General features: G+C 51.6%; 23 protein-coding genes. 17 read left to right on the forward strand and 6 right to left on the reverse strand.

The window, feature by feature from the left end; all coding sequences use genetic code 11:
• The first annotated feature begins 1 nt into the window (after position 1).
• Positions 2 to 1,522, forward strand: coding sequence for a UxaA family hydrolase (locus AB4Z33_RS12115; protein ID WP_442050183.1), 1,521 nt, complete (start codon positions 2 to 4; stop codon positions 1,520 to 1,522).
• A 50-nt stretch (positions 1,523 to 1,572) separates the two neighbouring features.
• Positions 1,573 to 2,586, forward strand: coding sequence for a zinc-binding alcohol dehydrogenase family protein (locus AB4Z33_RS12120; RefSeq protein ID WP_442050184.1), 1,014 nt, complete (start codon positions 1,573 to 1,575; stop codon positions 2,584 to 2,586).
• A 456-nt stretch (positions 2,587 to 3,042) separates the two neighbouring features.
• Here the strand turns inward: AB4Z33_RS12120 and AB4Z33_RS12125 are convergent, their stop codons facing one another.
• On the reverse strand, positions 3,043 to 3,576 hold the full coding sequence (locus tag AB4Z33_RS12125; protein ID WP_442050185.1) for a GNAT family N-acetyltransferase: 534 nt from the start codon (positions 3,574 to 3,576) through the stop codon (positions 3,043 to 3,045).
• 222 nt (positions 3,577 to 3,798) lie between these two features.
• Between AB4Z33_RS12125 and AB4Z33_RS12130 the strand changes: the two genes are divergently transcribed.
• From AB4Z33_RS12130 to AB4Z33_RS12155, 6 genes are all read left to right on the forward strand, one after another.
• A complete protein-coding gene (locus AB4Z33_RS12130; protein ID WP_442050186.1) occupies positions 3,799 to 5,643 on the forward strand; it encodes an ABC transporter ATP-binding protein in 1,845 nt (614 codons plus the stop codon).
• A complete protein-coding gene (locus AB4Z33_RS12135; protein ID WP_442050187.1) occupies positions 5,627 to 7,339 on the forward strand; it encodes an ABC transporter ATP-binding protein in 1,713 nt (570 codons plus the stop codon). The genes AB4Z33_RS12130 and AB4Z33_RS12135 overlap by 17 nt, the downstream gene beginning before the upstream one ends.
• Before the next feature lie 212 nt (positions 7,340 to 7,551).
• Positions 7,552 to 8,469, forward strand: a complete 918-nt coding sequence (locus tag AB4Z33_RS12140; RefSeq protein WP_442050188.1) for a DUF4275 family protein — start codon at positions 7,552 to 7,554, stop codon at positions 8,467 to 8,469.
• Between the two features lie 65 nt (positions 8,470 to 8,534).
• Positions 8,535 to 9,272, forward strand: a complete 738-nt coding sequence (locus AB4Z33_RS12145; protein WP_442050189.1) for an ABC transporter ATP-binding protein — start codon at positions 8,535 to 8,537, stop codon at positions 9,270 to 9,272.
• Between the two features lie 3 nt (positions 9,273 to 9,275).
• The gene (locus AB4Z33_RS12150; protein ID WP_442050190.1) at positions 9,276 to 10,037 is read left to right on the forward strand and encodes an ABC transporter permease; all 762 of its coding nucleotides are present in this window, start codon (positions 9,276 to 9,278) and stop codon (positions 10,035 to 10,037) included.
• An 8-nt stretch (positions 10,038 to 10,045) separates the two neighbouring features.
• Positions 10,046 to 10,888 (forward strand): MBL fold metallo-hydrolase, encoded by an 843-nt coding sequence (locus AB4Z33_RS12155; RefSeq protein WP_442050191.1) that lies wholly within the window; start codon positions 10,046 to 10,048, stop codon positions 10,886 to 10,888.
• A gap of 40 nt (positions 10,889 to 10,928) precedes the next feature.
• On the opposite strand, the gene AB4Z33_RS12160 is transcribed toward AB4Z33_RS12155, so the two are convergent.
• Together AB4Z33_RS12160 and AB4Z33_RS12165 are read right to left on the reverse strand one after the other, a co-directional pair.
• Entirely contained in the window at positions 10,929 to 11,357 is a 429-nt protein-coding gene (locus AB4Z33_RS12160; RefSeq protein WP_442050192.1) for a DMT family transporter, read from the reverse strand.
• A 66-nt stretch (positions 11,358 to 11,423) separates the two neighbouring features.
• Complete coding sequence (locus AB4Z33_RS12165) at positions 11,424 to 12,116, reverse strand: Crp/Fnr family transcriptional regulator (protein WP_442050193.1); 693 nt, start codon at positions 12,114 to 12,116, stop codon at positions 11,424 to 11,426.
• A 205-nt stretch (positions 12,117 to 12,321) separates the two neighbouring features.
• Between AB4Z33_RS12165 and AB4Z33_RS12170 the strand changes: the two genes are divergently transcribed.
• The 3 genes from AB4Z33_RS12170 to AB4Z33_RS12180 all read left to right on the forward strand — a co-directional run bounded on the left by AB4Z33_RS12170 (position 12,322) and on the right by AB4Z33_RS12180 (position 15,707).
• Entirely contained in the window at positions 12,322 to 12,786 is a 465-nt protein-coding gene (locus AB4Z33_RS12170) for a divergent PAP2 family protein (RefSeq protein ID WP_442050194.1), read from the forward strand.
• Between the two features lie 140 nt (positions 12,787 to 12,926).
• Positions 12,927 to 14,852, forward strand: coding sequence for a methyl-accepting chemotaxis protein (locus AB4Z33_RS12175; RefSeq protein WP_442050195.1), 1,926 nt, complete (start codon positions 12,927 to 12,929; stop codon positions 14,850 to 14,852).
• A gap of 39 nt (positions 14,853 to 14,891) precedes the next feature.
• A complete protein-coding gene (locus AB4Z33_RS12180; RefSeq protein ID WP_442050196.1) occupies positions 14,892 to 15,707 on the forward strand; it encodes an alpha/beta hydrolase in 816 nt (271 codons plus the stop codon).
• Between the two features lie 11 nt (positions 15,708 to 15,718).
• Here AB4Z33_RS12180 and AB4Z33_RS12185 read toward each other — a convergent pair whose 3' ends face one another.
• Together AB4Z33_RS12185 and AB4Z33_RS12190 are read right to left on the reverse strand one after the other, a co-directional pair.
• On the reverse strand, positions 15,719 to 16,672 hold the full coding sequence (locus tag AB4Z33_RS12185) for a TRM11 family SAM-dependent methyltransferase (protein ID WP_442050197.1): 954 nt from the start codon (positions 16,670 to 16,672) through the stop codon (positions 15,719 to 15,721).
• A gap of 169 nt (positions 16,673 to 16,841) precedes the next feature.
• Positions 16,842 to 17,276 (reverse strand): Lrp/AsnC family transcriptional regulator, encoded by a 435-nt coding sequence (locus AB4Z33_RS12190; protein ID WP_442050198.1) that lies wholly within the window; start codon positions 17,274 to 17,276, stop codon positions 16,842 to 16,844.
• Between the two features lie 148 nt (positions 17,277 to 17,424).
• On the opposite strand from AB4Z33_RS12190, the gene AB4Z33_RS12195 reads away from it, so the two are divergent.
• The 6 genes from AB4Z33_RS12195 to AB4Z33_RS12220 all read left to right on the forward strand — a co-directional run bounded on the left by AB4Z33_RS12195 (position 17,425) and on the right by AB4Z33_RS12220 (position 23,821).
• Complete coding sequence (locus AB4Z33_RS12195) at positions 17,425 to 18,252, forward strand: alpha/beta fold hydrolase (protein ID WP_442050199.1); 828 nt, start codon at positions 17,425 to 17,427, stop codon at positions 18,250 to 18,252.
• 72 nt (positions 18,253 to 18,324) lie between these two features.
• Entirely contained in the window at positions 18,325 to 18,618 is a 294-nt protein-coding gene (locus AB4Z33_RS12200) for a hypothetical protein (RefSeq protein WP_442050200.1), read from the forward strand.
• 193 nt (positions 18,619 to 18,811) lie between these two features.
• Positions 18,812 to 20,230 carry a spore germination protein gene (locus AB4Z33_RS12205; protein ID WP_442050201.1) on the forward strand — a complete coding sequence of 473 codons (1,419 nt, stop codon included), beginning with the start codon at positions 18,812 to 18,814 and terminating at the stop codon, positions 20,228 to 20,230.
• A 3-nt stretch (positions 20,231 to 20,233) separates the two neighbouring features.
• Positions 20,234 to 21,451 carry a Ger(x)C family spore germination protein gene (locus AB4Z33_RS12210; protein WP_442050202.1) on the forward strand — a complete coding sequence of 406 codons (1,218 nt, stop codon included), beginning with the start codon at positions 20,234 to 20,236 and terminating at the stop codon, positions 21,449 to 21,451.
• Between the two features lie 41 nt (positions 21,452 to 21,492).
• Entirely contained in the window at positions 21,493 to 22,596 is a 1,104-nt protein-coding gene (locus AB4Z33_RS12215; RefSeq protein WP_442050203.1) for a GerAB/ArcD/ProY family transporter, read from the forward strand.
• A 358-nt stretch (positions 22,597 to 22,954) separates the two neighbouring features.
• Positions 22,955 to 23,821, forward strand: a complete 867-nt coding sequence (locus AB4Z33_RS12220) for a YitT family protein (protein ID WP_442050204.1) — start codon at positions 22,955 to 22,957, stop codon at positions 23,819 to 23,821.
• A 61-nt stretch (positions 23,822 to 23,882) separates the two neighbouring features.
• Here the strand turns inward: AB4Z33_RS12220 and AB4Z33_RS12225 are convergent, their stop codons facing one another.
• Entirely contained in the window at positions 23,883 to 25,085 is a 1,203-nt protein-coding gene (locus tag AB4Z33_RS12225) for an SLC45 family MFS transporter (protein ID WP_442050205.1), read from the reverse strand.
• Between the last annotated feature and the right edge of the window lie 3 nt (positions 25,086 to 25,088).

A 25,088-nucleotide genomic window follows, 5' to 3' on the forward strand; every position in this document is an offset into this window, starting at 1 on the left:
GATGAACAGCTGGATTAGACTGCATGAGGACGATCATGTCATTATTGCGATTAAACCTTTCGCCAAGGGGGAAACGCTGACTCTCGAAGAGCGTGAAGGGAAGCCGGTGTTGCTTGAAGTATCTGAAGAAGTGCCGAAGGGTCACAAAATATTGACGAAGCCGGTAAGAAAGGGCGGAGACGTCCTGAAGTTCGGCTATTCCATAGGCAAGGCGAAAGCCGATCTTGCTCCGGGCAGCTGGGTGCATACGCACAATATGGGGACGGGACTCAAAGGGGTTCTTGATTATACGTACGAGCCAGCGGCGCGTGAAGCGGCGAAGGCTGTGTCAGCGGAAGCTTCCTATGCCCATCGGACGTTTCAAGGTTATGTGCGAGACAATGGCGAGGTTGGCATTCGCAATGAAATATGGATCATAAATACGGTAGGCTGCATTAATAAGACGTGCGAGATCGTTGCGAGAAGAGCGAACACGATCTATGACGGCCGCGTTGACGGCGTATTCCACTTCGCGCATCCGTTCGGCTGTTCTCAGCTTGGCGATGATCTCGTTCATACGCAGAAGCTGCTGGCTTCGCTCGTTAATCATCCGAATGCGGCGGGCGTGCTCGTCATCGGACTTGGCTGCGAGAACAATCAGATCGACTCTTTCAAGGCGGCGATCGGCGAGCATAGTCCAGAGCGCATCAAGTTCCTGAAGTCGCAGGAGGCGGAGGACGAGATCGAGGAAGCGCTGGAGCTGATCGATGAACTGGTCTTCTATGCGGAGAAGTTCAAGCGTGAGCCTGTTCCCGTATCGAAGCTGAAGCTGGGCCTGAAGTGCGGCGGCTCGGACGGCCTGTCCGGCATTACGGCTAATCCCCTTGTCGGCGCGGTGTCCGATCGGCTCATAGGTGCCGGCGGCACGGCTATTCTCACGGAAGTGCCGGAGATGTTCGGCGCCGAGACGATTCTGATGAACCGCGCGGCGGATGAGCAAGTATTCGGCGATATCGTTCATTTGATTAACGATTTCAAGCATTATTTTATGAAGCATAACCAGGAGATTTATGAGAACCCGTCGCCGGGCAACAAAGCGGGCGGCATCAGTACGCTGGAAGAAAAGTCGCTTGGCTGCACGCAGAAGGGCGGTCATGCTACGGTGACGGACGTCGTTGCTTACGGCAAGCGCGTAACGCAGACCGGGCTTAATCTGCTTGAAGCGCCCGGCAACGACTTGGTATCGGTGACGGCATTATCCGCCGGCGGGGCGCACATCGTCCTGTTCACGACGGGCAGAGGCACGCCTTTTGGCGGACCGGTGCCGACGGTGAAGATCGCGACGAACAGCGAGCTTGCCGAGCGGAAGAAGAACTGGATCGACTTCAATGCAGGCAGACTGCTTGAGGATATGAGCATGGAGTCGATGACCGATGAGCTATGGGAGCAGCTCATCCGCTTAGCATCCGGCGAGTMGCAGACGCACAATGAGCGCAACGGATTTAAGGAGATCGCGATTTTCAAGGACGGCGTTATTTTGTAGGACGAAGTAATGCGAAAGACAGACATGACGTTATAAAGGGGCGGAGTAAGGTGAAAGCGATCATCTGTGAACAAATAGATAAGCTGGAATTAGTGGAGCATAATGAACCCTCTCTTGGACACGGAGAAGCTATCGTCCGAATTCGCCGGATCGGCATTTGCGGTACGGATCTGCATGCTTACAAGGGGAATCAACCGTTCTTCACGTATCCGCGAGTGCTCGGGCATGAGCTTTCCGGCATCGTAGAGCAAGTCGATGATTCGAGCGGCAGTGTGAAGGTCGGCGATCAGGTTAGCATCATTCCTTATATGCACTGCGGCCATTGCGTTGCATGCCGAAGAGGGAAAACGAACTGTTGTACCGATATGAAGGTGCTAGGTGTCCATATCGATGGCGGCATGCGCGAGCGTGTCGCCGTTCCGGTATCGCATCTGCTTGTCGTGAACGAGCTGTCGCTGGATGAAGCGGCGCTGCTTGAGCCGCTAAGCATCGGCGCGCATGCGGTGCGCCGCTCTGGTCTTGGCGAGGGAGATACGGCGCTTGTCATCGGATCAGGCCCAATCGGCCTTGGCGTCATGGCATTCGCGAAGCATCAAGGCGCGAAAGTAATCGYGATGGATATTCAGGAGGAGCGTCTCGCCTTCTGCAGACAGTGGGCGAAAGTAGACGAGACGGTTAACGCGCTAGAAAATGCGAAAGCGCGAGTGGCGGAGCTGACGGACGGCGATTATCCGACCGTTGTGTTCGATGCGACCGGCAACGCGCGTTCGATGCAGGGCGCGTTCGACTTCGTCTCGCATGGCGGAACGCTAGTGTATGTCGGCCTCGTGAAGGCGGATCTAACGTTCAACGATCCAGACTTCCACAAGCGCGAGATTACGCTCATGGGCAGCCGAAACGCGACGCCGGAAGACTTCGCCGCAGTTAAAGCCGCCGTCCAAAGCGGCAGCATCGACGCTGGCAGCTACATTACGCACCGCATCCCGTTCGCGGAGCTGCCGGCTCGCTTCGACGACCTGCTGAAGCCGGAGTCGAAGGTCATTAAGGCGATGACCGAGCTGTAATTGTAAGGTCATATTGCGAATAACAAGACAAAAGGCCCGCTGAGGGCCTTTTTGTCTTTGTTCAAATATCGGAATGGCGGTAGCCGTATACGCTTGGTTGCCGGCGTGTCTCCTCGACGTAGTGCGGACCCTAGTGACCTTAATTGATCTTTTCTCCTCCGATTCTTTTCATTACGGACTCATTGGACTCTTTCAAAGACAATCAGCACGTAATGGACGAGAAAGGGTACTATTAAGGTTTCCTCGGTCCGCAACCAGCCAATAGGGTCGGAATGCGGCCCAATCGTGTCGCTAGGGTCCGTAACGAACGACGCCATAGGAGCCGTCCTCCATCATCGCCACTAAATCGCAGCAGTCGCCAGCTTATCTCCGCTCTGCTTATCCCAGTAAACATCAGCCATTGCATATCTTATGCAATGAAGTTTTTGGCTATTTCGAGCTTGTAATGCATAACATTTACGGAGTTCGACTGTGGTTATTTTCGTGTTGCGACTTCCAACCGACTGCAAGCTCGATGAATGTTTCTTCTCCAATCACAAGCTCCTTGCGATCGAACACTTCCCCTCCCAGCCGTTTATAGAAATCGACCGCGCTATTTTGCTCCAGCACCCATAACATGAACGAGCGATAGCCCATCCGGCGAAAATAGTCGACTATCTCCTCCGCTAACCTTGCGCCGATGCCTTGGCCCTGGTAGCTGCTTAGAAGATAGATCGAATACAATTCAGCATCATAGCCGTATTCGGGACTTCTTGTCGCTCCGCCGCTAATGAAGCCGACAATAGAATCAGCCTCATTCACGGCCACGTAGATGACGCTGCTCCGATTAGACTGCTCGAAGAAACGAATCCAGCCAGCCTCCCTCGCCTTCACATCCAAATTAGCCAAGTATTCATCAGATATGATGCCTTGATAAGCCGTTCTCCAGCTATCCACATGAACCTGTGCAATAGCAGCGGTGTCTTCAATAGAAGCTTCTCTTATTCCCAAGAATATCGCCTCCTATTTGTCATTATCCACCATTCGCGATCTATACRTTGAATCCTTCCGACAGCTGGAAACAATCGGCCATAATTGTGCAATCGGTAAACCATTTATATAGCTGTTTTGTACATTGACAAAGCTAGGCAGCGGAATTAAGATGTACTTCTGTTACCAAAAATTAGGGTRTTAAAAACACATCATGACAGGACTAGTCAGGGGGGGATAACGATGCGCGACAACCGTGCTACAGCATCGGAGAGCATCAAGGAACGACGGCAGGCAGACAAGGCGCAGCACAAGACGAATATGGAGCTGTCGAAGCGCTCCTATATATGGGCGCTCAAGTTCGCGTTGCCGTTCAAAAAACAGATAGCATGGCTAGCCGTATGCGGCATTATGGCGGTGAGCGGTGAGACGCTGACGCCGAAGATGATTCAATACGTAATTGACCATGTTGTCGTGAACAAGGATAAGGCATTATTTTTCACTATTATTGCAGCGCTTACAATTGTCAATCTTCTTATGCTGATCGCCAAAAACTATCGCAACCTGCTGCAAAGAACGATCGGCGAGCTCGCCTCGCGCGATATGCAGACGGCGATCTTCAAGCATTTGCGCAAGCTTGGCTTCGCGCATTACGAGCGTCATCCCGCAGGCGAGACGCTATCGATGTTCAACTCCGAGGTCGCATCCGTTCAGAAAATATACCGTAACTTCCTGCCCGGCGTCATCGACAACCTGTTGTTCGTCGCCGTTGCGATCGTGATGCTGCTGACCATTAGTCCGTGGCTGTCGGTCATCATGCTTCCGACCTTTGCCCTCTATTACTTATTCGGACCTTACTTCGAGAGGAAGGCCTCCCAATATGGCCGAATGGGCGGCCATTCCAGAATCGAGTATAACCAATCCATATACGAGACGATATCGGGTATGCGGGAATTCAGAGCCTACGGTTCGCAGCCTTGGTACCATGAGCGCACGCTCGGCAAGCATAAGAATTGGTCGCACTATTATTTGCTCGCTTCTACGTACAGCTTCGGGCGCGGCAGCTTCCGGCGGTTTACCTTCTATCTAGGCGCCGTCGCGTTGTTCATCCTCGGCTACTATTCGCTGAAGAACAACTGGATTACGCTCGGAGGCTTTATCGCTTTCACCTTACTGTATATGACGACGATGTTCCGCCTCACGATGCTCGTGACGATGCTCACAGAACAGAAGCTCGTTATTCATCAGACTGTGCCCTTATTTGAATTCATGCATAAGAATATCGAGATCGACGACCCCGAGGAGCCTACCCGGCTGGAGCAAGTACGCGGAGGTCTGACGTTCGAGGACGTGTACTTCGGATATCCGGAGCAGCCGCCCGTCATTAACGGCTTCAGTCTCAAGATCAAGCCGGGCGAGAAGGTCGCCTTTGTCGGAGCGAGCGGCAACGGCAAGACGACGATGTTCAAAATGATCGGCCGGTTCTACGACCCAACCTCCGGCATCATTAGGCTGGACGGCGTACCAATTAACCAAATGACGCTTGGGCAGCTGCGAGAGTCGGTCGGCTATGTGTTCCAAGAGACCTATCTGTTCGGCTCATCGGTCAAGGAGAACATCCGCTTCGGCAAGCCTGAAGCGTCAGACGAGGAAGTGATTGCCGCAGCGAAAGCCGCCTACGCGCATGATTTCATCATGCTGCTGCCGGAGGGTTACGACACGCTCGTTGGCGAACGCGGCATGAAGCTGTCCGGCGGGCAGAAGCAGCGCATCTCGATTGCGCGCATGTTCGCGAAGCAGCCGGCAGTTATTTTGCTCGACGAGGCAACCTCTTCGCTCGATAACGTGAGCGAGGCCGAGGTGCAGCGGGCGCTCGATGAGGTGCTGGAAGGCCGGACAACGATTGCAATCGCACATCGGTTGTCGACGGTTAAGCATTTTGACACGATCGTCGTCATTCATGAGGGCCGGGTTGCCGAAGCCGGCAGCTACGACGAGCTGATCGCTCGCCGAGGGCTGCTCTACCAGCTAGAAGCAGGACAGTCGGGTCTAACGGAAGAGAGGCTGACACATGAAGAAGTACGTTAAGTTCATTACATCCCATATCATCATGCTGCGCGGGGCGTATCTGATTGCGCTGCTCTATCTCGCCATTGAATCGGTATCCAACTATACGCTTGTCTATATCCAAAAAATATTAATCGACGACGTCTTCGGCGAGCGCAGGTATGAGCTGCTGCCCATCGTCATCGGGGTGTTCGCTCTGACAGGCACGGTGTACGCGCTTATGTTCACCGTAACGAGCCGAAGGCTCATCAAGAACGAGTTCAAAGCGAGCCGATTATTGCTCAGCCGCATGTTGAAGCGTCTCGAGCACGTGCCAGTGGAGAAGTTCCAAAGCGAGCGTACGGGCAAATACGTGTACACCTTCACGCAGGATCTGTTCCTAAGCGCGAGCGTGCTCGGCTGGCAAATTCCGCGGGGCATTCAGGAAGCAATCAATCTATGCATCCTCATGACGATTATCGGACTGTCGAGTCCGATGCTGCTGCTTATGATCGTAGGGCTGTGTGCCATCTATGTGCTGATCGGTTATTACTTCACTCCGAAGCTTAAGGCAGCGGCTCGGCAAGTAGCAGAGAAGCGGGCTGCGCTGCTCGTCCAAATCGAGGAAGGCGTTGCGTCGACGCGCGAGGTCGTTGCCTATCATCGATTGAAGTGGGAAGAGCAGCTATATATGAAAATGTTCTCGGAGTACTTCGACAGGGTGATGGAGGAAGGCAAGCTCATCAACCGTCAAGTGCGGTACAGCGATCCGCTGAAATGGGGCATTGGACTCCTTGTGCTCGGCTACGGAGGACTGCAGCTTATCGATAACCGGATGTCGGTCGGAACATTCGTTATCTTGTTCCAGTTCTCCACGCAGCTATCGGATGCTTTCTATAACTTCTTCCAATTTTTCATGAATCTATCGTCGCAGATGGCGAACGTGGATCGGGTTCAACGTATTTTATCGCTGGAACAGCATGATCCCGGCGAGAAGGCGATGGACAACAGAATCGAGACTCTGTCGTTCGAGCAGACGAACTTCCGGTATTCGCCTGACCTGCCAGAGGTCATCCAAGGCTTCAGCGCGGAGCTGCCTATCGGACGCAAGATTGCATTCGTAGGCACGAGCGGCGGCGGGAAGTCGACAATCGCACAGCTTCTTATTCGTTTCTATGATACGACGGCAGGCAAGCTGCTGCTGGACGGCGAGGATGCGGAGCGTTATAACCGCGAGCAGTGGTCGCGCAACGTAGCGATCGTGTTTCAAGATCCCTACATGTTCTCCGATACGATCAGAGAAAATTTGATGCTTGGCCGAGCGGTGGCTACGGAGGTGGAGATTGAGGAGGCCTGCCGCATCGCACAAATTCATGATTTCATCCTGTCGCTGCCGGAAGGCTACGACACGAATATCGGGGAGCGGGGCATCAAGCTGTCCGGCGGCCAGCGCCAGCGGATCGCTATCGCGAGAGCGATCGTCGGCGATCCGCAAATATTAGTGCTCGACGAAGCGACCTCGGCGCTCGATCTGGAGACGGAACGGCAGCTGCTTGCGGCGCTCGAAGAGCGGAGACAGGGGCTGACGACGATCATGATCGCGCACCGTCTGTCAACGATCGAGAACGCGGACATTATTTTCGTCATGGATGAAGGATCGCTTGCCGAGACCGGCACGCATGACGAGCTGCTGACGAGGGGACGCGTCTATCAGCAACTGCTTACGGCGCAGCAATAACTAAAATAGGAAAATACGTATAGGCGCATGTCATCGATGGCATGCGTCTATTGTTATGCCTACCAATCGCACAAGCAATCTGTTGGATTTGTGAAACAACCTAAGGACCATAATCGTTCAATATAGATAACGACAAATTTAGGTTAAGCGCACAAATCCAACATAGGTATAGGGAGTCTATGCCTATCAAGTTTCGCGCAGGGAGGACAAGCATGTTTTCGAACAAAAGACATATTGAAATCGATGGAGAAGGCTGGAGCTGGATAGAGGGGGACGACGACGCGAACGTTAGCGTCATCGTGACGTTTCCTGATGCATCGCGCTGGCTGTGCCATTTTTACACACTCAAAAATATTCAGTCGATTCGTGAGGATATGATAAACCGGGGTAACTGCAAGTATATGTGGCCCGCCGCTAATCCGCTTGTTATCGTCGACACGATTAGCAGACGGCATATTGAAGAAGTGGTCGATGATAGCATTAAAGACGGGTCATTCCGCTTGCTGTTCGAATATTTCGGCGCGGCATCCGAATATGATCGGATGGGTTTGCCCGAAGGTTTTCTTGCGGCCGATGCCAAGATCGAATCGCCGGAGATCGTGTTAAGGCACGCGGGCGATCTTCACCAACTGCTGGTGCAATCAACGGAAGAGGTTAGGCGAAAGGTCAAACATTGGCTTTTCGGTGAACCGAACGCGATGCAAGAAACATATATGCTTGGTTATTTGTATCGTCTTGAAGAGAAAGGCATACATGCCACTTTGGAGAGGGACAAGGCGCAGGAACTGAGGGACAGATGGGAGTGGCTTTTTGCCAGAGGCATAGATCAAACATTCAAGAAGGAAATTTATTTGGAGCAATACTTATGGCATTTATTTAGTTATAAGAAGCTGTCTGGCCTTGCGGAGGCTGAGGCGGAGGATGCGTTCCATACACAGGATAAGGGAGAGTGCTACCTCTTTTATCAGAACCGAGATCATGTACTGTACATAGCTGACGCGTCTCGTCTAACCGCAGATCTCTTGCGCATGGAACAAGATGTATACGTGGTGGATCGAGATTTCAGATGGACGTACGTGAATACCCATGAATCTGATTTGGGGCCGTACTTCTATCTTCGAGAGCAATAAAGCATAGCATTTGACCCTGCCGTTCCCCTTGTTGCTATAATGGAATGACAGAACGGAGGGATGCTATGGTTCCGATATTGCAGCTGGCGGATGTAAGGAAATACCGGAACGGGGACGAGAATACCCCCTTGTTCACTGGCGTGAACGCCGAGGTGACCGAGCCCGACAGCGTTGCGCTGCTAGGCGTATCCGGGCAAGGGAAGAGCACGCTGCTCCGCATTGTTTCTTTATTGGATGCACCGGACGGGGGCGAGATACGCTTCCAGAATAAACCGCAGGCGGAGACGGATTCGCGGCTATGGCGGATGAATGTGTGTTACATAGCTCAGCAGTCGGTGATGCTGCCGGGAACGATTGACGATAACTTAAGGACGGCAAGCCAACTTCATTCAAAGTCCTATGACCGACAGCTTGCTGATCGTCTGCGGGAGCAACTGGGACTTGACGGGCTCGATCCCGCGAAGAAAGCGTCCGAGCTGTCAGGCGGCGAGAAACAGCGCGTATCGCTGCTCCGCTCGTTACTGCTGCGCCCGCAGGTGCTGCTGCTCGATGAAGTGACGGCCTCCCTCGACAAGGCGAGCAAGCAGCGGGTGGAGGATGTGCTGCTCGAATGGCATCGCCAAGAGGGGACGACGCTTATATGGGTGACGCATGACTTGGAGCAGGCGCTTCAAGTAAGCCGCACGGTATGGTTCATGGCAGAGGGGACGCTGCTGGAGCAAGGCGCCTCGGACACTTTTTTTCAGCAGCCAGCTACAGAAGCGGGACGCCAGTATGTTCGCGCTTCGGAAAGCGGGGAATAGCGGATGTCATTCTTAGCGMTTAGCTTTACGCTGCTGTTCGTTATGATAACCATGCTGGTATCGGTATGGCAGAAGCTTGGCCTGGAACGGGACATTGCAATCGGCACGATACGTTCTGCGGTACAGCTGCTGCTCGTAGGGTATGTGCTGCAATACGTGTTCCATACGAAAAATATGCTGCTGATTACTCTCATCGTTATATTCATGCTTACGATCGCTTGCTTGAATGCCGCGAAGAGAGGGGCAGGCCTGAGGCGGATTGTATGGCGGGTTGCCGTAGCGATCGGCACGACGGAGCTGCTCATGATGGGACTGCTGATCGGCTTCGGGATTATCGAAGCAACGGCGCAATATATCATTCCAATCAGCGGGATGACGATCGGCAATGCGATGGTCGTAGCGGGTCTCTTCCTCAATCAGATGAAGCAGGAGGTGGAAGCCTCCAAAGGCGAGATCGAGGTGCTGCTGTCGCTAGGCGCAACGGCGAAGCAGGCGATGGCCGGCGTTACGAAGCGGGCTGTCAAGTCGAGCATGATTCCGACGATTGACGGGATGAAGACCGTCGGCCTCGTTCAGCTTCCGGGCATGATGACAGGCATGATTATCGCGGGGGCGGACCCGGTCGATGCGGTGCGCTACCAGATTCTGATCGTATTCGCCTTCGCCAGCTCGGCGGCAGTGACGAGCATTATTCTGAGCTTGCTCAGTTATCGGTTGTGGTTTACAAAAGATCTGCGGCTTCAAATTCCAGTACAAAAAGGATGATCGTTGAAATGAACGTATATAAAAGCGGGAATGAACTGCTAAGTCAGATCGAGAGGACGAAGCTTACGGATCAGGCGCTGTCGTTATGGGCATTGGGGCAGGAAGGTTTCCTGGTGATATGGGGGGAGCACACGATACTGTTCGATCCCTACTTGAGCGATTGGGTATTCGAGAGCAGCGGGCCGCCATGGTCGCGCGCATTCGCTCCGCCGCTTGCGCCGTCTCAGTGCGGCTTTGTCGATTATGTCGTATGCTCGCATCATCATGAGGATCATATGGACAAGCAGACGCTGCAAGCGATTGGACAGTCGCAAGCGACGAAGTTCATCGTGCCGAAAGCGCATCTTGAGCTTATGAAGGAATGGGGCTTCTGCGATGAGCAGCTAATCGGCATATCTCATGGACAGTCGCTTGAATTAGCGGAAGGTTTGAAGCTGGAGGCGCATGCCGCGAAGCATGAGCAATTCGAGACGGACGAAGCGGGCGAGCATAAGTTTCTTGGCTTCGTTGCCAGCTTCGGCGACATCCAGCTGTACCATGCGGGAGATACGGTCGGTTTCCCTGAGCTAGTGGAGTGGCTTAGACCTAAGCTTATCGATATCGCGATGCTGCCGATTAACGGGCGCGACTTCGTCCGCAATTCCGCAGGAATCGTCGGCAACTGCAACTATCGCGAGGCCGTTGAGATTGCTGTCCAGATTCAAGCAGACCTGCTCATACCGATGCATTACGGCCTTTTCCCGCACAATGATGAGAATCCGGCTTACTTTGTCGATTATGTGTATCAGAATTACCGGGCGCAGAAGTTCCATATGTTCGCGCCTGGCGAGAGGTTTATTTACATGAAGTAATTGAACGCAGTACGTGCCAAGGGGGCGTCTTCCCTCTCCCTCACTTGAGCTTGAACACGATAACGCCGGCAATCATAATGGCAATGCCGAACATCTTATTCATCGTAAAAGGAACTTTCTCGATTCCGAATAATCCGAAGCTGTCGATTAGCAGCGCAACGATAAGCTGTGCAATGAGCAGCAAGGCAACCGAGTAGGCCGGGCCAAGCGCTGTAATGCCCTTCATGACAGAGAAGACGATGATGACGCCGAGTGAGCCCCCAAGCCAGTACAGCTTATTAACGGTCAATAGCTTCGAGAAGCTGCCATCCTTTAACATCAGCATGATCAGAAGCGATAGAGCGAAGCCGGTTCCGTGTACGAATGTATTCGTCATCCAGAAGCCGGCTTTCTCGCTTAATCGCGTATTGAAGACACTTTGAATGCTGACGAAGATGCCGCCAAGCAATGAATAGATGATGCCCATCATTAGCTATCCCTCCTCTTATTCTCGCACGACTCTTCAGTCTGATTACTACCCTTCATACTTTGTGCTTTATTGATAAAGATTGCCGCTAGCCAGCTCTTTCATTCGCTGCATATCCCGAATAACGATGCTTCCGCGCTTGCGCGTAATGACACCTTCCTTCTCTAGCTTCGTAATGATTCGATTCAAGTGACGATAGCTCGTTCCGAGCAGCTCGGCAAGCTCAGTGAGCTTCTCTGTTCTCATCTCATCGCGCTTTGGCTGAATGCAAGCCTCCGGTGATATCGACAACAAATAGCTGGCGAGCCTGTTCTCGACCGGATAGAGCAGATTAAGACTGGAGGCGTTCGCGGCTGTATAGAGCTTATGGCTGAGCAATTGGATGATATAGGTTAGGAACCGGGGATCGTGACAGGAACGCGCTCTTAACACATCCGTCTTAATGGCTATGAATAAGCTTTGGCCAACCGATTCTACGGTACAGCGTACGGGATAGCCCGTCATAAGCTCCATGTCGCCGATGACGGCGAGCGGCTCGTTGAACCGAAGAAGGACAGACTTTCCGTTCGGAAGCAAGGTGTACACTTTAATCTTGCCTTTCACGAGCAAGTAGAGATGCTGAAGCTGATCTCCCGCTGCGCATAACGCTTGCCCCTTCTCATAGGTCAGCAGCTTCATTTCCTTAATCGTCTCTTCATCGAATATCGCTTCCAGCCGATGCGCCTTCACATATTGGGCGATACGGGAATGATCTTGTTCCATTGCTGTAAGCTCCTCCACTCTGCCGCTTGCTTTTCATTGTAGAAATCGCAGCTGTTATTCAAAAGGACATATGTCCTAAATGATTCACAAAAAAAATAACACGCTAATACAGCCGCCTACAAGCGGCAAGTTCGATTCATGATTTGAAGACCGGCAGGGCAAGCTGAAAATGAAGCAAGGAGTGACGATAAGGGGGCATGATGACATGACAAATAGAGGATTAGTGACGGCATTAATTGCGGTAGGTACGGCGCAAGTATTGAAGCTTCCTTTGCATAAAGCGACGACCGGAGTATGGGATCTTCGCCAATTAATCGGCTCGGGAGGCATGCCAAGCTCTCATTCGAGCGGCGTCAGCGCCTTGGCTGCGTATACGGCAACGAAATACGGAGTAAAGACGCCTGAATTCGCCATAAGCGCTATGCTAGGAATTGTCGTGATGTATGATGCGATGAATATTCGCAGACATGCTGGAGAGATCGCCATACAAGTGAATGATCTGGATGCGGATGTAGAGCGATTGGCAGGCGGTCATCCCGGCGTGTATCATACGCGGAGAAGCGAGCGCTTGAAGGAAAGTCTAGGTCATCAGCCGAGAGAGGTGTACGCGGGCGCCGCGTTAGGCGCGCTAATTGGTTGCCTTGGCGCATTGACGGCTCGAAGAACATAATAAAAATATAAAAAATATGTAGAATACTGTCGATATATTCCATAGCAATTGAGGCTTTACGCTTAATTTACATCATTTATGGAAAGATCGGTGCATCTATGAGGAGCCTAAAGTCCAAACTTATTATTTTTATTTCATCCTTGCTCATCATTATGTTAGCAGCACTAGGTTTATCGAATTTCTTGGCAACGTCCAAGCTGATAAACGAGCAGACGGATAAGGAAATTGCTTTGCGTTCGGGACTTATCGTGGACGATATTGAGAATTTTCTGCAAGTGAAAATGAAATTGCTCGAAACGTTCGCCAAGAACTCGGCATCCTATTACGGGGACAATCAGAAGGAGCTTGCATTCATTCAATCGGCAGTAGCGAGTACCCCTGAGCTTAAGTCGATGGTGTATTCGCCTGACATGATAGGCAAAACCTCCATTTCTCATGCAGGCGCTCAGGTGGATTTGTCCGAGCGCCCATACATAAAGGATCTGAGCGAAGGGAAGATCGCTATATCGAATCCGCTGATCGACAAGATCGACAGCAAGCTCGCTATCGTCATCGCCGCTCCGATCATGATTCAGGACAAGCCTGCCGGATTCCTTGCTTCGTCGATTGCAATCGACGATCTGCTTAGCGCTGTCTCTGCAGAGCAATTCGGCGAGACGGGTTACGCTTCTATGTTCGATGCCGGCGGCGTTACGGTCGCGCATCCGGACAAAGATAACATCATGACGAAGAACATCAAGGATTATGGAATCTTAGAAGTCGAGGACGCTTATCAGAAGGCGCTCGGCGGTGAGAAAGGCAAGCTTGAATATGGCCATGACGGAAAAGACTATATCGGTTACTACACAACGACATTCAACAGCTGGGTGCTGCTCGTTAGCGCGCCTAAGGATGAATTGGACGACGGGGTGCAAACGCTGTTAACGAATACCGTGTGGCTGTCGCTATTATTCGTGATTATCGGAATCGCTGTCACTTATTTCTTATCGCAGACGCTCGTTCGTCCGATCCGGAAGCTGAACACTGCTATTCAAGCGGCTGCGACAGGCGACCTCACCCAAAGCCTTGCCACGAAGGGCAAGGACGAGATCGCGCAGGCAAGCATAAGCTTCAATCAGATGCTTGCCTCGCAGCGTCGGGCGCTGTCGGATGTGAATCAAACATCGTTCCAGCTGGCTGCGGCTTCAGAGCAAACGTCAGCCAGCGCGAGACAGACCTCAGACGCAACCTCCTACATCGCCACTTCGATCGAACAGATCATGTCCGGTACGGAGCAGCAGGTAGTATCCGTTGAACAAAGCCATCAGCTTGCTTCGGGCATATTGGAGCATGTGACCCACATTGCCGATCTGAGCAACAACGTTGCGAACGAAGCAACGTCGACCTATGAGGTGTCATCCGCAGGCGAGAAGGCGATTCAAGGAGCCATCGGTCAGATGGGGATGATAGCAGAGACGGTGAATCAGTTGTCGACGGAATTCCATCACGTTGGCGAGAGCTCTAAGGAAATCCAAGGCATCGTGGAGCTCATTACCTCGATTGCGAAGCAGACGAATATGCTGGCGCTTAACGCAGCGATTGAAGCATCAAGAGCAGGAGAAAGCGGGCGGGGCTTCGCGGTCGTCGCGCAAGAGGTTAGGAAGCTGGCCGAGCAATCGAGCGATGCTGCGGAGCGTATTGCGACGATCATTCAATCGGTGCAAAGCGGCATAAATGTAACGGAACAGACGATCGGCCATGCTACGAAAGAAGTGAAGTCAGGAATTGAAGTCATTGATTCAGCGGGCGCATTGTTCGAAAATATTAAGTTCTCAGTTGGCAATGTCGTTGAGCAGGTTAGCCAAGTATCGGTTGCTGCGAAGCAAGTGGCTTCCGACACATCGACAATGGTGGAATCGATCTCGCTAATATCTGGCGCTGCAGAAGGAAATGCGGCCGGCACGCAGAATGTATCAGCATCGGCGGAAGAGCAATTGGCCGCGATGGAGGAAATTACAGCTTCCTCCGAAGGGTTGTCCGGCATGGCGGAAGAGCTTCAGCTCATGCTTGGCAAGTTCAAGCTCTAAGCCGATCATGCAACAACAGACGGGAAAGAGGGGGACTTGATGAAAATGGAGGAGAAAGAAGAACAATGGTTATGGCCATATGGAGCGCCGTATGCGAAGGGTGATACGAAGGAAGATCGTCCAGCCATAACACCGTATTTGGTACCTGGAGAGAATCGCCCGGCCGTCGTTATCTGTCCCGGCGGAGGTTACGGAATGCGTGCTTATCATGAAGGCGAGCCAATTGCCCAGTGGCTGAATACACTTGGCATCTCCGCGTTCGTTCTGCGCTACCGGGTAGCGCCATATCAATACCCTTGCGCGCTGTTAGACGCTCAGCGTGCAATAAGATCGGTACGATATGACGCGAAGCGCTTCGGCGTTGATCCGAATCGAATCGGTTTGCTGGGTTTCTCTGCTGGGGGTCACTTGACGGCGAATGCAGGGACGGATTACGACCAAGGCAATCCGAAGGCGGAGGATCCTATTGAACGTCAGTCGAGCAGGCCGGATCTGCTCGTTCTCTGTTACCCTGTCATTACGATGACCGATCCGTATACGCACGCCGGATCAAGATCGAATCTTTTAGGTGAGGCGGCGAGCTCCGATCACGGCATGAAGGAGCGTCATAGCGCGGAGTTGAACGTAACGGCCGATACGCCGCCGACGTTCCTATGGCATACGTCAGACGACGCAGGCGTACCGGTAGAGAACAGCCTGTTGATGGCTGGCGCGTTGCGCAAACATGGCGTCTTGTTCGACCTGCATGTGTATGCGAAGGGCAAGCATGGTCTAGGTCTAGCCGAAGATGAGCTTCATACTCGCGGGTGGACGGATGCCTGCGCTTCGTGGCTAGCCTATAACGGCTTCGAATAGCATCGAAAGCGCTATTCGCAGACGATCACTTGTCTAATGAAATGGCTTTTGCGGACGATGCCGCGATCTCGTATGACGAATCCGGCGTCCGCAATCATTTCGTCGATTGTATCGACCGTAATAATAACGGCTTTGTCCGCGACTCGGCGAGCTTGCTGGAGCAGGCTGAACTGCGCTTCGGGCGTCGAGGTCGAGAAATGATTATAGGGCATGTCCATAATCGCCACATCATAATGTTTGGTTATATCGGCAATATCGCTGAACGCCACGTCGGTAACGTAACCGAAGTGAGCGACATTATCCCGCGCGCCCTTCGCAATGAAAGGGTTGTAATCGCTGCCCTCGATATCGATCCCCATCGACAACGCTTCAACAAGCACCGTTCCTATTCCGCAGCAAGGATCGATGACCTTCACGCCCTCAATCTTCGGCACTGCAATATTGGCCACCGCTCGCGCGACTCGCGTACTGAGCGCAATGGAATAATTTTGCGGCTTTTTCATGTGATCGAGCCATATCGCTTTGCTCTTGGTGTAGTAGCCTAAGTACCAGCGTCCGCCTAAGGTGACAAGTCCGTATGTGACGTCAGGACGGTGAACATCAGCTTCTCCCTCAATGCTTAGACCGATGTCTCTTTCAATGCCGCGTTGTCTGTCATAATCCCACTTGTCAGCGGCGTCAAGATCATTGGTTTTGACGAAAATCACCTTGAAGGTCGCATCTCCCATATGAATCTGCTTCGCGAGCTCGACGACTTCATCGAGCTGCTCGCTTGCGTAAATCACCTCGATTCGTTCTTTCAGAAACGGGCTGCGGTCGGGATGAACCTCGATCGGACTGGCGATAAGGCTAGCCTCGGTGTCTTCCCCGAAGAAGGAACGCATCTCGAGACGGCATAAGGATTGCTCCTCTTCACGGTAGGCATAGGTGTATATGAATAATGGCGACTGTTCGTTAACTGTCAATGGTTTCGCATCCTCTTCATCATCGTTATCACATTCATTTATAAATTTAAGGTATGACACAACGATAGCTTCTAACGGCGCAAAAAGCAAAAGTGTTTATCGAATAGCAGATAAGCGAAAACAGACAGTCGTCCCACTGGACAGACTGTCTGTTCGTTTGTTGACCGATTTATTGCGTGCGTGGGACAAGACTTTTATCCTCGAATCTTGTAGAGAGAACGACAAGGGTCGATGAAAACCCGAAGGCGTTGCAATTTTCAAGGAAGATTTCCAACGTTTCGCTTGTTTCGGTTACAACCTTCATTAAATAATTGTATTCTCCGCTGGTTCTATAAAAATCGATGATCTCAGGGGCCGACTCGCCAAAAGCTTCAAACTCCTTGCAGTTGTTCGACTTAAACAGCACGAACGCGGTTGTATACTTGCCGAGCTTAGATGGGGAGAGCTCGGCTCGATACCCCGTTATGACCCCTTGCTCCTCCAGCTTCCGAAGCCGTTCCGTTACGGCTGGCTGTGACATCGCGATCATTCGACTCATCTCGGAAATAGTCATTCTTGCATTGTCATGAAGTTTTGACAAAATCTTATAATCGATCTGATCCATAATCAGAGCACCTCATTTTATAAAGTTAGGATCCGGAAACAACGATAGAATTAAGTTTTCAGGCCCCAAACGCCTTCATAATCTCATTCAAATTGTAGGTTAATTCCAATAAAATGTCACTAATAACCAGTAAGGGAGAATGAGAACGATGGCTATAAAATTAAACGAAAGCAGAACGACTGATGAGATAAACTCTATTACAACTGGAGATGGCTTTCGGATTGCTTATCGAATCGAAGGCGCGGCCGATAAACCCGTATTGATGCTAGCGAATTCTATCGCCACCACGATGAACATGTGGGATGGCCAGCTAGCTGAATTTACCCGCCATTTCCGCGTGCTTCGCTACGACTACCGTGGTCATGGAGACTCGGATACGCCTGATGGTCCGTACTCGTTCGATAGACTGGGAAGAGACGTAATCGAACTGCTCGACGCGCTTCATATCGACCGCGTGCATTTCCTTGGGCTGTCTCTAGGGGGTGTTATCGGACAATGGCTTGGCATCTATGCTCCCGAGCGGATCCATCGTCTGATTCTGAGCAATACCGCCTCCTACCTGGGGCCGCCCGAGCAATGGGAGGGGCTAATCGCCTCTGTGCTGCAACCTGAGAACCTGAGCGAGTTCGCCGATATGTTCATGAAGAACTGGTTCCCTTCGCATATGCTGGAGTCGGAGAATACGCTCGTCACGACATTTCGCAACATGGTTCTTGCTACTCGTCCGCAGGGAATCGCGGGAAGCTGGGCCGCGATACGCGACATGGATATGCGCCGCACGGTCACGCTTATCAACAACCCGACTCTGGTCATTGCCGGACAATATGATACAGTGACGCTTCCCAGCCACAGCGAATGGATCGCCGATGCGGTAAAGAATGCGAAGCTCGTCATGCTGCCTGCAGTTCATATGTCGAATGTGGAGTATGAAACCGAATTCCTTCATGCAGTGTTCGAATTCCTTCTTATTGATTGACCCTTATTGCAAGAAATAACGAGCAATATGTTACAATAGGGGCAGTGAAGTCAATGAGGAGATGATTAAGAAATGAGCAAGGAGCAACAGGGAGAGCAAGTAAACGAGCAGGAGCTGCTTCAATATATAACGGAGGAGACAGGACTTGAAGCAGCGGCTGTTAAGCTGGTGCTTGGACATGCCCAGGCGTTTATTAATAGCGCCAAAGCAAATGCCAAAGGCGAGGTAGATATCGACAGCGACGATCTGGTCGATTATATTCTCGGCCGCCGCGATGTAAAGCTCAATGAGCTTCAAGTAGAATCGATTCTTGACGCCGAGATGGACTACTTAACGGACAAGGGTCTCGCCGGCTACATTGATTAAGCGGCAGACAGTCCGGCAGCAAAGGAAGTAATTCATAACTGAAAAAGACACGATTCCGCGAGAGCATAGCTAACTAATGCTATGTGCGCAGGGACGTGTCTTTTTTTTGGAGTGGATCGAGCTTAAGGGCGCATATGGAATAAAAGGTGCATACACCCATTTGTTCAAGGGAATACTCCTCAGGGGTGATGTAATGGCGTTGCAGAAGCAGCAAACAACAGGGGAAGAGAACGCATTCGACCAGCAGCTTGCCCTAAATATAGAAAGACTGAGACAAGAGTTTGGCAACAGTCCGGATTATGTCATTCGATCATACACGCGCAGCCATCACCCTATATTTAGTGCTGCTGCTGTCTACAATACGAATTTGGCAGATGAGCAAGCGGTAGAAGATTTGATCGAGAAGCTGTTCGGAGCAGATCTGAACGGAACCGGTATCGATGACAGCAATGCGGCGCCGTTAGAATGGGCGGCAACGAGGGCTGCGCTGGCAAGCAGCACAATCGTTACGCCGAACTGGGACATGGTCGTCGATGCTGCCGTAGCAGGCGATGCCGTATTGTTCATCGACGGCTGTACGGATGCGATTGTCGTATCGACGAGAGGGATGGAATGGCGTACGATCTCGGAGTCGACGACTCAGCTTGTCATTCGCGGACCGAAGGACAGCTTCACGGAGTCGATCAGCACGAATATATCGTTAATCCGCCGCCGTATTCGTAATAAGACGTTATGGCTTGAACGATTCTCGATCGGCAATCTGACCGCTACGAATGTGTCCATGCTCTATTTAAAGGGAATCGCGAATGAGCGGACGATACAGGAGTTACGACAGCGCATGAATGCAATTCAAGAGGACGGCATTTTGGAAACGGGAACGATCGAGAGGCATGTGCAGGACCAGCACTTGACTCCTTTTCCTACGTTGTATAATACGGAGCGGCCGGATGATGTCGTCGGGCATCTTATGGATGGGCGAATCGCCGTGCTGGTCGACGGGACTCCGTTTGCGCTGATCGGGCCGATCACGTTTTTTCACTTTTTTCAATCGGTAGAGGACTTATATCAGCGGGCTGATATTGGTCTGTTAATAAGGTTGCTTCGTTACATCGGCTATTTTCTGTCGATGCTGCTGCCCGCGCTGTACATAGCGGCGATGACCTTTCATCAGGAGATGATTCCGACGCCGCTGCTTATCTCCCTTGTTGCGCAGCGCGAAGGCGTGCCTTTTCCCGTCATCGTCGAGGCGCTTCTGATGGAGCTGAGCTTCGAGCTGATGCGGGAGGCAGGAGTAAGAATGCCGCGAGCTGTCGGGCAAGCGGTATCTATTGTCGGCGCATTGATATTGGGACAAGCGGCTGTGCAGGCGGGAATCGTATCGGCGGCCATGGTAATCGTCGTCGCTGCGACCGGGATTGCGAGCTTTACGGCTCCAGCGTTCAGTATCGCGATATCGGTGCGTATTTTGCGTTTTGGCTTTATGATGCTGGCTTCGATGTTCGGTTTATTTGGCATCGTAATCGGCTTATTTATTTTGACGGCGCATCTATCGAGTCTTCAGTCACTGGGCAGCCCGTATTTCTCCATTCAAAGGAAGGGAAGGAGCAAGTAGAGCATGTTCAAACGCGCTATACTCCTAACTGCACTAATTGCCTTATGCCTGCCCATGCTAACTGGCTGTTGGAACAGCCGCGAGCCGAAGGAGCTTGCTATCGTGATGGCGCTGGGCATCGACAAAGCGGAGAATAATAAATATAAGGTTACGTTTCAGATTGCGAACTCCGGCGTCGTCGCTCCCGGTTTCGTAGCCGGCGGGAGCTCCTACGCGGTGCCGATCATGGTGTACTCCGGCACGGGGAACTCCATCTATGAGGCGATTCGCAAGACGTCGCGCAAAGTGCCACGGCAATTGTTTTTTGCGCATATCAGGCTGATCGTAATCGGCGAGTCGCTGGCGAAGCAAGGAATCGAGGAGCTGTTCGATTTCTTCGATCGTTCGCGAGAGACGCGGCTAACGTCAATGGTGCTCGTCTCGCGAGATGTCGATGCGGCGCAGATCGTGCAGACGCTCACGCCGATGGAGAAGCTGCCCGCCAACTCGATTATCGGGACGATGGGCTTCACCTCGAAGCTATGGTCGAATAGCATTACGGTTTACATCGACGATATAATCCGTATGTTGGTGTCAGAAGAGCGAACGCTTCTCGTCAGCGGCATCCGGCTTGTTGGCCTTATCGAGGCGGCGCAGAAGCGCGAGAACGTGGAACAGGTAAAGCCGAAGGCTATCATTACAATCCAAGGCATGGCGGTATTCGAGAAAGGCAAGCTTAAGGAATGGATCGACGGCGAGCTTGCAAGAGGCGTCATCTGGACGCGCAACGAGATGAAAAGCTCTGTAATGCTGGTAGCGGCGGGCGACAAAAAGGATGCAATCAGCATCGAAGTGGCGCGCGGCAATACGAAGGTTAAGGCGCGGCTGGTGCAAGGGAAGCCCGTCTTCCATGTGAATGTCTGGGCGGAGGGTTTCATTACGGAAAATGAATCGGAACTTGATCTGAACAAGCCTGAAATGCTGGATACCCTCGAGCAGGAATGGGAAACTGCGATTAAAGCCGAGGTGGAGACGGCGGTAAAGCATATGCAGACGAATAGGCTCGATGTACTGAAGTTCGGCAATGTGATGAAGCGTGCCTATCCAAAGAAATGGCGCGAAGGGCTAAAGGACGATTGGAACGATACGTTCGCCAGAAGCGAGGTTCAAGTAACGGTTCATACTGAGCTTCGAAATCAAGGTCTTAGAGGCAAATCGTATATTAACAGCATCAAGAAATAAGTAGCAGCAGACAGCAGGAAGGTTACGCGAGGTGACGGTAGATGGAAGCGGCGAAAATGAGCAAGTTCCAGTTCTTTTGCCTAGTTGTATTGTTCGAGCTGGGCGGCGTCATTGCGCTTGGCGTCGGTCAATCGTCGGCGCGGCAGGACGTGTGGCTTGCTGTTCTCCTAGGCATGATCCCGGGCATCGTCATCTATTTTGTGTTCAGCGGTCTCTATAGGCTGTACCCGACTATGCCCCTGACAAGCTATATTCCGAAGATCATAGGTCCATTCTTAGGCAAGCCCATCGCCTTTCTGTACAGCGTACATTTTGTCTACCAAAGTGTACGCAACTTCCGCGGCTGCGCCAATACGATACAAGTATCGGTATTCGATGAAACACCGCTTGTTGCGCTGCTTGCCTTAATGGCTGTGGCGATGATCTATATCGTTTATTTAGGGATCGATGCGATGCTGCGGACGATTGTCACCTTTCTTCTGGTGCTGTTCGCTTTAGGCTTAATTGGCAATATATTTATATTCTTCTCCGGAATCATCCGAATCGATTATCTGCTTCCTGTTCTGGAGAACGGATGGAAACCGGTCATTAACACCGTACCTCTGACTTACTTTTTGCCTTTCGGCGAGCTGTTTGTATGCACCATGTTTTTTCAATATTTGGGAGTCGGGGCTCAAAAGTCGGGTATCAAGGTAGGGTTTGCCGCAATGATCCTGTCGGGGCTTATTATCAGCTATACGATGGCGCTCAATGCAGCTGTATTAGGACCGGATCTGCTCAGCCGCTCCATATTTCCGCTGTTTGCCGTTACATCGAAGATCAATATCGGGGACTTCATTCAGAAAATGGATGGAATTTCGGTATCGTCGCTTATGATCAGTTATTTCTTCAAGGCGACCATTTATTTCTATGCGGCGGTGCTGGCCGTAACCGATTTGTTTAAGCTGAAGAGTATAAAAACGTTCGCGATTCCGCTTGGGGGCATCGTGATGTTCTCCTCTATTATGGTTGCGGAGAATTCCGTAGAAAATTACATCGAGGGATATATAATCAATCCTTATGTGGCATTCGTGTTCCAGTCGGCATTCCCGATTGTTCTCCTTGCCGCGGGTTGGATGAGGCGGCAGAACCGAACCGCTTCTTGAGTGAAGGAGCGGCGCAACTGCCAATGAAAATGACGGCGCTCGCGAGTAAGATCAGCCATTCATCGACGGGTATTCGGACGAAATACGTGAATAGGCTTCGCAGCGCCTCTTCGTAAGTCATGCCTTCCAATAGATTCATTGTGTAATCGTAAGCCATATTAGAAGCGCAGTATAACAAAAATAATAGGAAAAGCTTCATAGATGGTCATCCTTTCATTGGATATGATTATAGTTAACTTGCCGCATAGGACAAGCTATTATGCGGTTCTGCCCTATCAACGGCGGAATCCGTTTTTGAATAAATACCATTTTTGTGCTAAAGTTTTAATAAGAAACTCTTATGTTGGAGGTTGGACTATTGGCGAAAGTACATAAAGGATTATCGTTTGGCGAGATCCTGAAACGGTTTATTTTTATTACGGTTGGTTCGATCATGATGGGCGTGGCGCTGGAGATGTTCCTYGTGCCGAACCAAGTGATTGACGGCGGGATTGCGGGTATATCGATCATGCTCGCAGCGAAGACGCCATTGCCTATCGGGCTTTATTTATTCGTTGTTAACGTTCCATTCCTGATTCTAGGTTATAAACAAATCGGCAAGACGTTCGCGATCTCCACGTTATATGGTATCGCACTCATGTCGGTAACGACGGCCATGCTGCATCATGTTGAAGCGTTCACGGACGAGAAGTTGCTTGCAGTGCTGTTCGGCGGTCTTATTCTCGGTGCAGGTGTCGGTCTCGTTATTCGTTACGGGGGCTCGCTTGACGGGGTGGAGATCGTATCGATTCTGATCTCGAAGAAGATGCGCGTGCCTGTCGGACAGATCATCATGATCTTCAATGTTATCGTGTTCATTATTGCTGGATTCATATTCGGCTGGGATTCGGCCATGTATTCGATCTTCACCTACTATATCGCGATTAAGGTCATCGATATTGTTGTAGAAGGCCTTGAAGAATCGAAGTCGGTAACGATCATCTCCAGCGAGCATGATGAAATATCGACTGCGATTATGGACCGTCTTGGACGGAGCACGACGCTGATCCAAGCGCGCGGCGGCTACTCCAAGGAAGAGACGCAGATGATCTATTGCGTCGTGACAAGGCTGGAGCTTGCGAAGCTCAAATCAATCGTGCAGTCGATTGACGCGAAGGCGTTCATTGCCATCGAGTCTGTATCGGACGTTATGGGCGGCGGCTTCACCAAAGGCAGCATCCACTAAAATAGAAAAAAATCCGAACCACGGTCGAGAGACGCAGGTTCGGATTTTTTTATTTAAGGGACTAGACCGTCGTTGAATGCCCTGTCGTTGTTGCATCCCGGGAGAGCCCTTTGTCACTGACGCCGAATAGAAAGGCGAGCGCGATGAGCATGCTGCCGGACGCCACGTAGAACAGTATTTGGTAGCCGAACAGATCGATCAGTCCGCCCATAAGCGGCGGCGAGGCGATCGCGGCGAGCGACGAGAACACATAGTAGATGCCCGTACGTCTGCCAATGCTTTGCTCCTTGCCAAGTCCGATAATGAACGGATACGAGTTGATGTTAATCATCGCCCAGCATATACCCCCCGCCAGCATAAGCAGCCGCAGCGGAAGCAACGTATCGATGAACGTGATCGCAGCGAAAATAATAATGAGGCCGGTAACGCCGATCATGATGATCTTTTTCTTGCCGAACCTGCGGCCTAGCAGTCCGCTCGGGATGGCAGCAAGCACGAGCGCCAGGGAGAAGAAGCCGAGCGAGAAGGCTGACTCCCCTTCCTCTAAGCCAAGATGCTTCTCTCCGTATAAAGTGAACAAGGCTTCAACGCCCTGGTAGGAGAGAAACCAGAAGAAGATGGCGCCAAGCAGGAACACCGTCGGACGGTTGAGCTCGCTCTTGAACGACAGCTTCTCTCTATGTTCGGCAGGGATATAGGCGATCGTATCGCGTTTTTCCTTAATGACCGCCATAAGGATGAATAAGCATATGATCGTTACCACTGCCGAAGAAATAAATGGCAAGGAATGATCCGCGTCATACAGCTTCGAGCCTACGAAGAAGGCAAGCAGCGCACCGATGCCGCCCATGAAATTAATAATTCCGTTTGCCTGCGAGCGCTTGCCGTCCAGCGTAATGTCCGGCATCAGCGCGACAGTCGGCGACCGGTATAGACTCATGGACAAGTTCAAGAGCACCATGAAGGTAACTAACGTTATGAGGCTGACGTGGAACGGAACAAGCGCTGCGAACAAGGCGGCCAGCGGCATGCCGATCATAAGGTAAGGCATTCGCTTGCCGAATCGTGTGTATGTCTTGTCGCTTCGATTGCCGATCCATGGCTGCAGGAAGAGCGCAAAGTAGTTGTCTATCGTCATCATGAAGCCAATCAGCGCCACGCTCGACAGGAAATTGTCCAGGAAGAAAGGGACAAATGCGTTGTAAAGCGCCCATGTAAGGCTAATACTAAAAAAACCAAAGCCGAGCAGCCACGTTTTTTTCATGAC

It is taken from the genome of Paenibacillus sp. 2TAB19, assembly GCF_052115185.1.
Lineage (GTDB): Bacteria > Bacillota > Bacilli > Paenibacillales > Paenibacillaceae > Pristimantibacillus.

Coding starts and splice junctions, on each gene's coding strand:
- AB4Z33_RS12155 (WP_442050191.1), top strand. CDS start 10,046: ATGAACGTATATAAAAGCGGGAATGAACTGCTAAGTCAGATCGAGAGG.
- AB4Z33_RS12205 (WP_442050201.1), top strand. CDS start 18,812: ATGGCGTTGCAGAAGCAGCAAACAACAGGGGAAGAGAACGCATTCGAC.
- AB4Z33_RS12170 (WP_442050194.1), top strand. CDS start 12,322: ATGACAAATAGAGGATTAGTGACGGCATTAATTGCGGTAGGTACGGCG.
- AB4Z33_RS12215 (WP_442050203.1), top strand. CDS start 21,493: ATGGAAGCGGCGAAAATGAGCAAGTTCCAGTTCTTTTGCCTAGTTGTA.
- AB4Z33_RS12200 (WP_442050200.1), top strand. CDS start 18,325: ATGAGCAAGGAGCAACAGGGAGAGCAAGTAAACGAGCAGGAGCTGCTT.
- AB4Z33_RS12190 (WP_442050198.1), bottom strand. CDS start 17,276: ATGGATCAGATCGATTATAAGATTTTGTCAAAACTTCATGACAATGCA.
- AB4Z33_RS12135 (WP_442050187.1), top strand. CDS start 5,627: ATGAAGAAGTACGTTAAGTTCATTACATCCCATATCATCATGCTGCGC.
- AB4Z33_RS12140 (WP_442050188.1), top strand. CDS start 7,552: ATGTTTTCGAACAAAAGACATATTGAAATCGATGGAGAAGGCTGGAGC.
- AB4Z33_RS12130 (WP_442050186.1), top strand. CDS start 3,799: ATGCGCGACAACCGTGCTACAGCATCGGAGAGCATCAAGGAACGACGG.
- AB4Z33_RS12195 (WP_442050199.1), top strand. CDS start 17,425: ATGGCTATAAAATTAAACGAAAGCAGAACGACTGATGAGATAAACTCT.
- AB4Z33_RS12225 (WP_442050205.1), bottom strand. CDS start 25,085: ATGAAAAAAACGTGGCTGCTCGGCTTTGGTTTTTTTAGTATTAGCCTT.
- AB4Z33_RS12160 (WP_442050192.1), bottom strand. CDS start 11,357: ATGATGGGCATCATCTATTCATTGCTTGGCGGCATCTTCGTCAGCATT.
- AB4Z33_RS12180 (WP_442050196.1), top strand. CDS start 14,892: ATGAAAATGGAGGAGAAAGAAGAACAATGGTTATGGCCATATGGAGCG.
- AB4Z33_RS12145 (WP_442050189.1), top strand. CDS start 8,535: ATGGTTCCGATATTGCAGCTGGCGGATGTAAGGAAATACCGGAACGGG.
- AB4Z33_RS12210 (WP_442050202.1), top strand. CDS start 20,234: ATGTTCAAACGCGCTATACTCCTAACTGCACTAATTGCCTTATGCCTG.
- AB4Z33_RS12165 (WP_442050193.1), bottom strand. CDS start 12,116: ATGGAACAAGATCATTCCCGTATCGCCCAATATGTGAAGGCGCATCGG.